Below are 11,316 nucleotides of genomic sequence, written 5' to 3' on the forward strand. Positions count from 1 at the left end.
CGACACGGGCACGCACGCGCTCACGGTCCTGGTTGCCACTGCGGGAGATCGGGTTGTCGACGTTGACGTCTTCGTAACGCAGGCGCACATCACCCTTGATCTGGGTCTTGGCGGCCCATGCCACTTTCTGTTCGAAGGAGCTCATACGTTCGGACTGAGCTTTCTGGTCGGCCTTTTCCTTGGTTTCTTTTGCCAGGTCGCCTTGCAGTTCGTTGTACTGCGCCTGGTTGATCGAGCCATTGGCGCGGAGCATTTCGAGCAGCTTGGCGTCGACAGCAGCACTGGCCGGAGTACTCAGAGCCAGCATCATGCCGGTGAGGCTCACTCCGGTAAGTGTAGAAACAAGACGCATAAGGTTCTCCCTACTGAAAAATATTGGGGAGGCTCAGCGCCCGCCCCCATGTTGGCATGTCTTCGGAAAGGGCCTGAATAGACAGGTTCTGGGGTTCCGGAAAACAGGCGCAAGTATTGCGAGGGCGAATGACAGAATAATGTCTAATTAGTGGCACTGCGGTTAAGTAATTGAGTGTCAAAGGGTCATTCCGCAATACTGGGGGCGTTCAGCAACGAGTCGATACCGTGACCAGCCTTTACAGCCTCGCCCATCTGCGTGACCTGCCGGCAGCCACCTGGGACGCCCTGGTGCCCGCCGGCCAACCCTTCCTGCGCCATGCCTTCCTCAGTGCCATGGAAGACAGCGCCAGCGTGGCCCCTTCAAGCGGTTGGGCCGCCGAACACCTGGTGCTGGAGCGTGACGGGCAGGTGCGCGCGTTGCTCCCGGCGTACCGCAAGTGGCACTCGTTTGGCGAGTATGTGTTCGACCAGGGCTGGGCCGATGCCTGCGAGCGCGCCGGCATTGCCTACTACCCCAAGCTGCTCGGCGCGGTGCCGTTCAGCCCGGTCAGCGGCCCGCGCTTGCTGGCTGCCGACCCTGCCGATGGCCTGTTACTGCTGCAGGCGTTGCCGGAGTACCTGAGCAAGGGCGGGCTGTCGGGGGCGCACATCAACTTCACCGACGCCAGCCTCGATGAGCGCATGGCCAGCTTGCCGGGCTGGATGGAGCGGCTGGGTTGCCAGTTCCATTGGCGCAACCGCGGCTACCGCGACTTCCAGGATTTTCTCGACAGCTTGAGTTCACGCAAGCGCAAGCAGATGCGCAAGGAGCGCGAGCAGGTGGCGGGGCAGGGCATCGATTTTCGCTGGTACCGTGGCGATGAGCTGGATGAGGCCCAATGGGATTTCATCTACCTGTGCTATGCCAACACCTACGCGGTGCGCCGGCGTTCGCCGTATCTGACGCGTGAATTCTTCAGCCTGCTGGCCGCGCGCATGCCCGAAACGATTCGGGTGGTGCTGGCCAGGCAGGGCGGGCGCGACGTGGCCATGGCCTTGAGCCTGGTCGGGGGGGACAGCCTGTTTGGTCGCTACTGGGGGTGCCTGGATGAATTCGACCGGCTGCACTTCGAAACCTGTTTCTACCAGGGCATGGACTTTGCGATTGCCGAAGGGCTGCAACGCTTCGATGCCGGGGCGCAGGGGGAGCACAAGCTGATTCGCGGGTTCGAGCCGGTGCTGACGCGGTCGTGGCATTACCTGCTGCATCCGGGGTTGCGGCGGGCGGTGGAGGATTTTCTGCGCCAGGAGCGGGAAGGGGTGAGGGGGTATGCCGAGGAGGCTTGGGGGATGTTGCCTTATCGCCGGGATTGAACGGTTTGTTGCCAGTGCGGGCCCTATCGCCGGCTTGCCGGCGATAGGGGCTCAATCCACCCCGACGAACCCGCCAGTCTGGTGATGCCACAACCGGGCATACAACCCCTGCTGCTCCAGCAGCTCGCTGTGGCTGCCACTCTCGACGATGTGCCCCTTGTCCAGCACCACCAGCCGGTCCATCCGGGCAATGGTCGACAGCCGGTGGGCAATGGCGATCACCGTCTTGCCCTGCATCAGGGTCTCCAGGCTTTCCTGGATCGCCGCTTCCACTTCCGAGTCCAGCGCCGAGGTGGCCTCGTCCATGATCAGGATCGGCGCATTCTTCAGCAGCACCCGGGCAATGGCGATGCGCTGGCGCTGGCCACCAGACAACTTCACCCCGCGCTCGCCCACATGGGCATCGAAGCCAGTACGCCCCTGGGCATCGGAGAGCAGCGGGATGAAATCGTCGGCCCGCGCACGGCGCACGGCTTCGTGCAGCGCCGCCTCGCTGGCGTCGGGCCGGCCATACAGCAGGTTGTCGCGGATTGAGCGGTGCAGCAGCGAGGTGTCCTGGGTGATCATGCCGATCTGCGCGCGCAGGCTGGCCTGGCTGACCTCGGCGATGTTCTGCCCATCGATCAGGATGCGCCCGCCCTGCACGTCGTAGAGCCTGAGCAGCAGGTTGACCAGGGTCGACTTGCCGGCCCCGGACGGGCCGATCAGGCCGATCTTCTCGCCCGGGCGGATGTCCAGGTTCAGCCCTTCGATCACGTTGCCGCCCTTGCCGTAGTGGAAGTCCACATCGTCGAAGCGCACCGCGCCACGGCTGACCTTCAGCGCCGGGGCCTGGGGCTTGTCGGTGACGGTGACCGGCTGGGCGATGGTCTGCAGGCCGTCCTGGACCATGCCGATGTTCTCGAAGATGCCGTTGACCACCCACATGATCCAGCCCGACATGTTGACGATGCGGATCACCAGGCCGGTGGCCAGGGCAATGGCGCCCACGGTGATCAGCGACTGGCTCCACAGCCACAGGGCAAGGCCGGTGGTGGCGACCACCAGCAGGCCGTTGAGGGTGGTGATGACCACGTCCATGCTGGTGACCACGCGTGAGGCCAGCTGGGTTTTTTCGGTCTGCTCGCGGATCGCTTCGCGAGCGTACTGCTGCTCGTAGTCGGTGTGGGCGAACAGCTTGAGGGTGGCGATGTTGGTGTAGCCATCGACGATGCGGCCCATCAGCTTGGAGCGCGCGTCGGAGGACACCACCGAGCGCTCCTTGACCCTGGGCACGAAGTAGAACAGCGAGGCGATGTAGGCGGCGATCCAGGCCAGCAGCGGCAGCATCAGGCGCCAGTCGGCCTCGGCGAACAGCACCAGCGAGGTGACGGCGTAGATCAGTACATGCCACAGGGCATCGACCGCCTGCACCGCCGAATCGCGCAGCGAGTTGCCGGTCTGCATGATGCGCTGGGCGATGCGCCCGGCGAAATCGCTCTGGAAGAAGTTCAGGCTCTGCTTGAGCACGTAGGTGTGGTTCTGCCAGCGGATCAGGCTGGTCATGCCGGGGTTGATGGTCTGGTGCACCAGCAGGTCGTGCAGGCCGAAGAAGATCGGCCGCAACAGCAGGATCACCACCAGCATCCATATCAGCTCGCCACTGTGCTCGCTGAAGAAGTTGGCATTGGGCGTGCCCTGGGCCAGGTCGATGATGCGGCTCAGGTAGCTGAACATCGCCACCTCGATCAGCGAGGCGAACAGGCCGACCACCAGCAGGGCGAGGAAGCTTGGCCACACCTGGCGCAGGTAGTAGAGGTAGAAGGGCCACACCTGGGTGGGCGGCGATTCGCTCGGGGCGTCGCGGAAGATGTCGATCAGTTGCTCGAAGCGGCGGTACAGCATGGGTGACGAGACTCCTGTGCTACCCGACCTGAGGTGGTTTCACGTCCTTGTGAAACCTGCGATCAGTCGATGCGTTTGGCAGACTTGATGAACACCGGGTCGGCCGGCACGTCGCGCATGCCTTTCTTGACGGTGGTCGGCGAGTTGACGATCTGGTCGACCACTTCCATGCCTTTGGTGACCTTGCCGAACACGGCGTAGCCACGGTCGCGGCCCGGGTTGAGGAAGTCGTTGTCGGCGACGTTGATGAAGAACTGGCTGGTGGCCGAGTTCGGGTCGGAGGTGCGCGCCATCGACAGCGTGCCGCGGGTGTTCTGCAGGCCGTTGCTGGCTTCGTTGCGGATGGGGTCGCGGGTGGGCTTTTGCACCATCTGCTCGGTGAAGCCGCCACCCTGGACCATGAAGCCTGGGATCACGCGGTGGAAAATGGTGTTGTTGTAGAACCCGCTGTCGACGTACTCGAGGAAGTTCTTGGTACTGATCGGCGCCTTCTCGGCATTGAGCTCGATTTCGACCTGGCCGAAGCTTGTGTCCAGCAATACGTGCGGGGTCTTGTCGGAGGCCATGACGCTGGTGGCGAAGGCCACCGAGCAGGCGGTGAGCAGGAGTTTTTTCAGCATGGGCTCAAAGATCCTTGAGAGGTGGAAGCGGCTGCGAGGAATTGCAGCAATGTCTGGTTGAAGACCTCGGGTTGGTCAAGGGGCGTAGCGTGCCGGGAATCGTCGATGACTACCAGCTTTGCGTGGGGCATCAGCGCCACGTAGCGTTCCTTCAACTGTATCGGCGTGTAATCGTGGTCGGCGGCGATCACCAGCGTGGGACAGTGGATCTGCCCGATGCGTTCCTGCACGCCCCAGTCGACGATGGCATCGAAGCTCTTGAGGTAGGCGCGCTTGTCGTTGCGCGCCCAGCGCTGGGCCATCTTGCGGCGCAGCTCGCTCTGCTCGGGCTTGGGGAACAGGCGTGCGGCCAGGCCCTGGCCGACCGTCTCGACGCTGAGGATGCGCGCCAGGCCCCAGCGCTTGGCCCACCACAGCCAGTCGCTGCGGGTGCGGCGCTTGACCTCGGGGGCGCTGTTGACGATGCACAGGCTGCGCAGCCAGTGCGGGTGGTCGACGGCGAACTGAAAACCGACCATGCCGCCCATGGACAGCCCGACGAAGTGCACCGGGCCGGTCTGCAGGTGTTCGAGCAGGGCCAGCAGGTCTTCGCTGAAGGTGGCGATCTGGTAACCGTCGCGGGGCTTGTCGGAGCGACCGTGGCCACGGATGTCCATGAGGATCACCCGGTAGTGCTGGCTCAGCACGGGCACCTGCAGTTCCCAGTCCTGGCTGCTGGAGCCCAGGCCGTGCAGCAGTACCAGGGGGTCGCCCTGGCCGTATTCCTGATAATGCAGTGAGCATCCTTCATGTTCGAAATAGGCCATGGGCGCGGTCCTCTCAGGCTTGCGGGGGGGCTGCGAAGGGCACGTCCAGGGGCGCGGTGTCGAAATTGCGCAGCAGGTCGATGAGAATCTGCGTGGCCGGGCCCAGGGTCTTCTCTTTGCTCGAATAAAGGTAGAACAGTGGGTGGCGGCTGCCACCCTGATCCAGCGGCAATGGCTTGAGCACGCCCTCGCGCAGCTCGCGCTCGATCATGTGCCGCGGCAGCCAGGCAAAGCCCAGGCCGCTGCTGACGAAGGTGGTGGCGGTGCCGAGGCTTCCGACCGTCCAGCGCTGCTCGGCGCCGAGCCAGCCGACATCGCGCGGCTGCGCGCGGCCGGAGTCGCGGATCACCACCTGCAGCTGGCTCTCCAGGTCCTGGAAGGTCAGCTCGCGGCCCAGGCGGTGCAGGCTGTGTTCGGGGTGGGCGACGGCGACGAACTCCACGGCGCTGAGCTCGGCGCCCAGGTAGCCACCGATGCTGTAGCTGCTGATGGCAAGGTCGGCGATGCCTTCGTGCATCACCTCCTCGACGCCGGACAGCACCTCTTCGCGCAGGCGCACCCGGCAACCGCGGCTCTGCGGCATGAACGCGGCCAGGGCGCGCACCAGGCGGGCGCTGGGGTAGGCGGCATCGACCACCACGCGCACCTCGGCTTCCCAGCCTTGCTCCATGTGGTGGGCCAGGTCTTCGAGCTGGCTGGCCTGCTTGACCAGGTGTCGCGAGCGGCGCAGCAGCACGTTGCCAGCTTCGGTGAGCACGGCCTTGCGCCCATCGATGCGCAGCAGCGGCACGCCCAGTTGCTCCTGCATGCGCGCCACGGTGTAGCTGACCGACGACTGCGACCGGTGCAAGGCATCGGCGGCCTGGGCAAACCCTCCGTGATCGACCACTGCCTGCAGGGTTCGCCACTGATCCAGGGTTACGCGCGGCGCTTTCATCTTTGGCTCCTGTTGTCCTAAGCTGCGCTCTTTCAAGGAGAGCGCCCATGAAGAAGTGTTGTGCGGCAATACTGATGTGCCTGCCCCTGGGGGCCATGGCTTACCCCATCGACGTGGAGAAGGAACTGACCGGGGTCAAGCTGGACTACACCGCCTACGACACCGCCTACGACATCGGTGCCATTACCCTGAACAACTATGGGCAAGTGCCGGCGGCCTGCAAGGTGATGTTCCGCAATGGCCCTGAAGCGCCACGGGTGCGCCGGGTCAATGTGCCGGCCGGCAAGAGCGTGGACGTGACGGCCAAGTTCAACCGGCAGATCATCAAGCTGCGCATCGCGCTGGACTGCAAAGCGCAATAAAACGGATTAATCGATAGATTGCACCCACTTTTTACGCTTTTTTATCGATAGGTCAAGCCTTAATCTCACCTCCATCGAATCGCACCCTTTTTGCCGATGGAGGCACCCATGTCCCGCGTACTGATCATCGAAAGCAGCGCCCGCCAGCAGGATTCCGTTTCCCGTCAACTGACTCGCGACTTCATCGAGCAGTGGCAAGCGGCGCACCCGGCTGACGAGATCAGCGTGCGCGACCTGGCCGTAACGCCGGTGCCGCACCTGGATGCCAACCTGCTCGGTGGCTGGATGAAGCCGCAAGAGCAGCGCAACGCCGCCGAACTGGATGCCCTGGCCCGTTCCAACGCGTTGACCGATGAACTGCTGGCCGCCGATGTGCTGGTAATGGCCGCGCCGATGTACAACTTCACCATCCCCAGCACGCTGAAGGCCTGGCTCGACCACGTGCTGCGTGCCGGCATCACCTTCAAGTACACCCCGACCGGCCCGCAAGGCCTGCTGACCGGCAAGCGCGCCATCGTCCTGACCGCCCGTGGCGGCATCCATGCCGGCGCCACCAGCGACCACCAGGAGCCCTACCTGCGCCAGGTGATGGCATTCATTGGCATCCACGATGTGAACTTCATCCATGCCGAAGGCCTGAACATGAGCGGTGACTTCCACGAGAAGGGCATCAACCAGGTCAAGGCCAAGCTGGCTGCGGTGGCCTGAGCTTCAGCGAATTCCCAACCCTGACACCTTGTTTGCTCCTTTGGGTGTACCTGCCCGGCCTCGATGGCCGGGCTTTTTTTTGCCTGTTCCGGCCTCTTCGCGGGGCAAGCCCGCTCCCACTGGTACTGCACAGGCTTGGATTGTGGGAGCGGGCTTGCCCCGCGAAGAGGCCAGAACAGCCCCCACATTACTCATGGTTGAACACACAGCCCGCAACCCGCTAAGGTCGCCGCCTTGATCCACGAGAGGCAACCATGGGCTACCTGATAATCGTCGCGCTGATCCAGGCGTTTTCCTTCAGCCTGATCGGCGAGTACCTGGCCGGGCACGTCGACAGCTATTTCGCCGTGCTTGCGCGCGTGGTGCTGGCGGGCCTGGTGTTCCTGCCGCTGACCCGCTGGCGCCAGGTCGAGCCGCGCTTCATGCGCTCGATGCTGCTGATCGGTGCGCTGCAGTACGGCATCACCTATGTCTGCCTCTACCTGAGCTTCCGCGTGCTGACGGTGCCGGAGGTGCTGCTGTTCACCATCCTCACCCCCTTGCACGTGACGCTGATCGAAGACGCCCTGAACCGGCGCTTCAACCCCTGGGCACTGTTGGCCGCGCTGGTGGCGGTGGCTGGCGCCGGGGTGATCCGCTTCGACAGCATCAGTGGCGACTTCTTCATCGGCTTTTTGCTGCTGCAGCTGGCCAACTTCACCTATGCCGCCGGCCAGGTGCTGTACCGCCACCTGGTCGCCCGCCACCCCAGCGACCTGCCGCACTACAAACGCTTCGGCTACTTCTACCTGGGCGCCTTGATCGTCGTGCTGCCGGCCTTCCTGCTGTTCGGCAACGCCCAGCACTTGCCGAGCACCGATGTGCAGTGGCTGGTGCTGCTGTTCCTCGGCCTGTGCCCGACGGCACTGGGGCTGTACTGGTGGAACAAGGGCGCCTGCCTGGTTTCCGGCGGCACCCTGGCGGTGATGAACAACCTGCATGTGCCGGTGGGCCTGCTGCTCAACCTGCTGATCTGGAACCAGCATGAACCGCTGGGCCGGCTGTTCATCGGTGGCGCGATCATCCTCGCGTCGGTGTGGCTGAGCCGCCTGGGCAGCCGCGTTGAATCGCCGCTGGCCCGCAAGGCCTGACATGCACACCATCATCGTCATCGTCGCGCCGATCTTCGCCCTGATTCTGGTCGGCTACCTGTGCCGCCGGGCCAACAAGCTCGGCGACAAGGCCGCCGCCGAGATCAACAAGATGGTGGTCTGGCTGTGCCTGCCAGCATTGCTGTTCAAGGTCACGGCCACCACGACCTGGAGCGAGATCTGGCACCCAGGCTTCATCGTCGCGTTCGGCGCGGGGGCGTTGGCCATGTTCGTCGCCACCCTGGCCTGGCGCCTGTACAGCGGCCATGGCCTGGTAGCGGCAAGCATCGATGGCTTGAGCGCGGGCTATGCCAACACCGGTTACATCGGCATTCCGCTGTGCCTGCTGCTGTTTGGCCAGGCGGGTTTGCAGCCGGCGCTGATCTCGTCGCTGATCGTGGTGTGCCTGGTGTTTGCGATTTCGCTGACGCTGATCGAGATCGGCCTGCAGGAGGAGCGGCAGGTCGGCCGGGCAATGCTTGTGGTCGGCAAGGCGCTGGCGAAGAACCCGCTGGTGATCTCGCCGCTGGCGGGGGCGGCCTGGGCCGTGTCCGGGCTGGGGCTGGCGGAGCCGGTGATGCATTTTCTCGACATGCTGGCGCTGGCCACCACGCCTTGCGCGCTGGTGTCGCTGGGCGCGTTTCTGGCCGAGAAGCGTACGGGTGCGCAGGCCAGCCCCTGGCCGTTGGTGGCGATGAAGCTGGTGGGGCAGCCGGCGTTGACCTGGGTGCTGGCGTTCAAGGTGTTCAGCTTGCCAACCATGTGGGCGGCGTCGGCGGTGCTGCTGGCGGCGCTGCCGACCGGCACCGGGCCGTTCATGCTGGCGGAGTATTACAACCGGGAGGCGGGGTTGATTTCGCGCACGATCCTGTTGTCGACCGTGGTTTCGTTGGTGACGTTGACTGGACTGTTGTACCTGCTGGGGTATGCGGGGTAGTCGAGGGCCCTATCGCCGGCAAGCCGGCTCCCACAGTGGGCCCCTGCCGCTCTTGTGGGAGCTGGCTTGCCGGCGATGGGCCGCAAAGCGGCCCCGGCACTCTCAAGCCTCGCTCAATTCCTCAAGCCGCCGCGGCACCCCCCCCTCCAACCCCACCCGCATGTCATTACCACTGGGCTGCTGATACAGACTCAGCCCAAACTCCGGCAACACCGCCAGCAGGTAATCGAAGATATCCCCCTGGATCCGCTCGTAATCCGCCCACACCGTGGTGGTGGTGAAGCAGTAGATCTCCAGCGGCACGCCTTCGGCAGTGGTCTGCATCTGCCGCACCATGCAGGTCATGCCCGAATGCACATTGGGGTGATTCTTCAAATAGGCCAGGGCAAAGGCGCGGAAGGTGCCGATGTTGGTCAGCTTGCGGCGGTTGGCCGCCAGCTCCGGCACCGGCCCCAGGGCCTCGTTCCAGGCCTGCAGCTCCTGGCGCTTGGTGGCCAGGTAGTCGCCCAGCAGGCGCACCTGGCCCAGGCGCTGTTCCTCTTCCTGGGTCAAAAAGCGCACGCCGGCGGCGTCGATGAACAGGCTGCGCTTGATCCGCCGGCCGCCCGACTGCTGCATGCCGCGGTAGTTGCGAAACGACTCGCTCATCAGGCGCCAGGTGGGGATGGAGACGATGGTCTTGTCGAAGTTCTGCACCTTCACCGTGTGCAAGGTGATGTCCACCACATCGCCATCGGCGCCGACCTGGGGCATCTCGATCCAGTCACCGACGTGCAGCATGTCGTTGCTGGTCAGCTGCACGCTGGCGACGAACGACAGCAGCGTGTCCTTGTACACCAACAGCAGCACCGCCGACATCGCACCCAGACCCGACAGCAGCAACAGCGGCGAACGGTCGATCAGGGTGGCGACGATGACGATCGCGGCGAAGATCCACAACATCATCTTGGCCAGCTGCACATAGCCCTTGATCGAGCGGGTGCGGGCATGCTCGGTGCGGGCGTAGATGTCCAGCAGGCCATCGAGCAGGCACGACAGCGCCAGGGTCATGAACAGCAGGGTGAAGGCCAGGGCGACGTTGCCGAGGAAGTGCGCGGCGGTATCGGACAGCTCCGGCACCAGCTTCAGGCCGAACTGGATGACCAGCGACGGCGTGGTTTGCGCCAGGCGGTGGAACACCTTGTTGTGGCGCAGGTCGTCGAACCACTTGAGCGCCGGTTGGCGGGCCAGCAGGCGCGTGCCGTGGAGAATCAGGAAGCGCGCCAGGCGGCCGATCACCAGGGAAATCAACAACAGCACGGCCAGGCCGATGGCGGCGTGGAGCATCGGGTGTTGGTCGAGGGTGCCCCACAGGTCGAGGCTGTCACGCCAGATTTTTTGCATATCCATAGGCTTGAAACGGTCTTTGCTTGCGAAACGAAGTGGCATTAGAGCGCGGATGGCGACAAAGTTGCCAAAAGAAATTCGGCTCTTGCGGCAGAAAACGTTACCCTATGCAACTGAATTTCCCCGCACTTGCCTGAGGTTACCTCCGTGTTCTCCCAATTCGCCCTGCATGAACGCCTGCTTAAAGCCGTGGCCGAGCTTAAATTTGTCGAGCCAACCCCGGTGCAGGCCGCGGCCATCCCCCTGGCCCTGCAAGGGCGTGACCTGCGTGTGACCGCGCAGACCGGCAGCGGCAAGACCGCCGCTTTCGTCCTGCCGCTGCTCAACCGCCTGGTCGACCTGAGCGGCCCGCGGGTCGAAATCCGCGCGCTGATCCTGCTGCCGACCCGCGAGCTGGCCCAGCAGACCCTCAAGCAAGTGCAGCTGTTCTCGCAGTTCACCTACATCAAGTCGGGCCTGGTGACCGGCGGTGAAGACTTCAAGGAACAGGCCGCGATGCTGCGCAAGGTGCCGGACGTGCTGATCGGCACCCCGGGCCGCCTGCTCGAGCAGCTCAATGCCGGCAACCTCGACCTGTCCCACGTGCAGGTGCTGATCCTCGACGAAGCCGACCGCATGCTCGACATGGGCTTTGCCGAAGACATGGAGCGCCTGTGCAAGGAGTGCGAGAACCGCGAGCAGACTCTGCTGTTCTCTGCCACCACCGGTGGCGCGGCCCTGCGCGACATCATCGGCAAGGTGCTCAAAGACCCTGAGCACCTGATGCTCAACAGCGTCTCGCAGCTCGCCGAAGGCACCCGCCAGCAGATCATCACCGCCGACCACGACCAGCATAAAGA

General features: G+C 64.2%; 11 protein-coding genes and 1 pseudogene. 6 read left to right on the forward strand and 6 right to left on the reverse strand.

Annotation, left to right across the window (positions count from 1 at the left end; all coding sequences use genetic code 11):
- Positions 1–352, reverse strand: a pseudogene (locus tag B3E94_RS11470) (hypothetical protein); the annotation flags it as partial.
- A 227-nt stretch (positions 353–579) separates the two neighbouring features.
- On the opposite strand from B3E94_RS11470, the gene B3E94_RS11475 reads away from it, so the two are divergent.
- Entirely contained in the window at positions 580–1,707 is a 1,128-nt protein-coding gene (locus tag B3E94_RS11475) for a GNAT family N-acetyltransferase (RefSeq protein ID WP_286913588.1), read from the forward strand.
- Positions 1,708–1,758: 51 nt separating this feature from the next.
- Here the strand turns inward: B3E94_RS11475 and B3E94_RS11480 are convergent, their stop codons facing one another.
- The 4 genes from B3E94_RS11480 to B3E94_RS11495 form a co-directional block, all read right to left on the reverse strand.
- Positions 1,759–3,591, reverse strand: coding sequence for an ABC transporter ATP-binding protein (locus tag B3E94_RS11480; protein WP_176517749.1), 1,833 nt, complete (start codon positions 3,589–3,591; stop codon positions 1,759–1,761).
- Between the two features lie 62 nt (positions 3,592–3,653).
- Entirely contained in the window at positions 3,654–4,211 is a 558-nt protein-coding gene (locus B3E94_RS11485; protein WP_176517750.1) for a peptidylprolyl isomerase, read from the reverse strand.
- On the reverse strand, positions 4,205–5,017 hold the full coding sequence (locus B3E94_RS11490) for an alpha/beta fold hydrolase (protein WP_286913589.1): 813 nt from the start codon (positions 5,015–5,017) through the stop codon (positions 4,205–4,207). The genes B3E94_RS11485 and B3E94_RS11490 overlap by 7 nt, the downstream gene beginning before the upstream one ends.
- Before the next feature lie 13 nt (positions 5,018–5,030).
- On the reverse strand, positions 5,031–5,954 hold the full coding sequence (locus tag B3E94_RS11495) for a LysR family transcriptional regulator (protein ID WP_176517752.1): 924 nt from the start codon (positions 5,952–5,954) through the stop codon (positions 5,031–5,033).
- 47 nt (positions 5,955–6,001) lie between these two features.
- On the opposite strand from B3E94_RS11495, the gene B3E94_RS11500 reads away from it, so the two are divergent.
- The 4 genes from B3E94_RS11500 (at position 6,002) to B3E94_RS11515 (ending at position 9,091) form a co-directional block, all read left to right on the forward strand.
- Complete coding sequence (locus B3E94_RS11500; RefSeq protein WP_176517753.1) at positions 6,002–6,316, forward strand: 3-phosphoglycerate kinase; 315 nt, start codon at positions 6,002–6,004, stop codon at positions 6,314–6,316.
- Positions 6,317–6,424: 108 nt separating this feature from the next.
- Complete coding sequence (locus B3E94_RS11505) at positions 6,425–7,024, forward strand: FMN-dependent NADH-azoreductase (protein ID WP_286913592.1); 600 nt, start codon at positions 6,425–6,427, stop codon at positions 7,022–7,024.
- Between the two features lie 254 nt (positions 7,025–7,278).
- Complete coding sequence (locus B3E94_RS11510; RefSeq protein ID WP_236237612.1) at positions 7,279–8,154, forward strand: carboxylate/amino acid/amine transporter; 876 nt, start codon at positions 7,279–7,281, stop codon at positions 8,152–8,154.
- Position 8,155: 1 nt separating this feature from the next.
- Positions 8,156–9,091 (forward strand): AEC family transporter, encoded by a 936-nt coding sequence (locus tag B3E94_RS11515; protein WP_286913593.1) that lies wholly within the window; start codon positions 8,156–8,158, stop codon positions 9,089–9,091.
- 102 nt (positions 9,092–9,193) lie between these two features.
- On the opposite strand, the gene B3E94_RS11520 is transcribed toward B3E94_RS11515, so the two are convergent.
- Positions 9,194–10,480, reverse strand: a complete 1,287-nt coding sequence (locus B3E94_RS11520; protein WP_286913594.1) for a mechanosensitive ion channel family protein — start codon at positions 10,478–10,480, stop codon at positions 9,194–9,196.
- Between the two features lie 144 nt (positions 10,481–10,624).
- On the opposite strand from B3E94_RS11520, the gene B3E94_RS11525 reads away from it, so the two are divergent.
- Positions 10,625–11,316, forward strand: a 692-nt coding sequence (locus tag B3E94_RS11525; RefSeq protein ID WP_286913595.1) for a DEAD/DEAH box helicase, incomplete at its 3' end; no start/stop codon positions are given.

This window comes from Pseudomonas sp. UBA6315, from assembly GCF_002438125.1.
Taxonomy (GTDB): Bacteria; Pseudomonadota; Gammaproteobacteria; order Pseudomonadales; family Pseudomonadaceae; genus Aquipseudomonas; species Aquipseudomonas faucium.

Coding starts and splice junctions, on each gene's coding strand:
- B3E94_RS11495 (WP_176517752.1), bottom strand. CDS start 5,954: ATGAAAGCGCCGCGCGTAACCCTGGATCAGTGGCGAACCCTGCAGGCA.
- B3E94_RS11480 (WP_176517749.1), bottom strand. CDS start 3,591: ATGCTGTACCGCCGCTTCGAGCAACTGATCGACATCTTCCGCGACGCC.
- B3E94_RS11505 (WP_286913592.1), top strand. CDS start 6,425: ATGTCCCGCGTACTGATCATCGAAAGCAGCGCCCGCCAGCAGGATTCC.
- B3E94_RS11510 (WP_236237612.1), top strand. CDS start 7,279: ATGGGCTACCTGATAATCGTCGCGCTGATCCAGGCGTTTTCCTTCAGC.
- B3E94_RS11515 (WP_286913593.1), top strand. CDS start 8,156: ATGCACACCATCATCGTCATCGTCGCGCCGATCTTCGCCCTGATTCTG.
- B3E94_RS11485 (WP_176517750.1), bottom strand. CDS start 4,211: ATGCTGAAAAAACTCCTGCTCACCGCCTGCTCGGTGGCCTTCGCCACC.
- B3E94_RS11500 (WP_176517753.1), top strand. CDS start 6,002: ATGAAGAAGTGTTGTGCGGCAATACTGATGTGCCTGCCCCTGGGGGCC.
- B3E94_RS11490 (WP_286913589.1), bottom strand. CDS start 5,017: ATGGCCTATTTCGAACATGAAGGATGCTCACTGCATTATCAGGAATAC.
- B3E94_RS11520 (WP_286913594.1), bottom strand. CDS start 10,480: ATGGATATGCAAAAAATCTGGCGTGACAGCCTCGACCTGTGGGGCACC.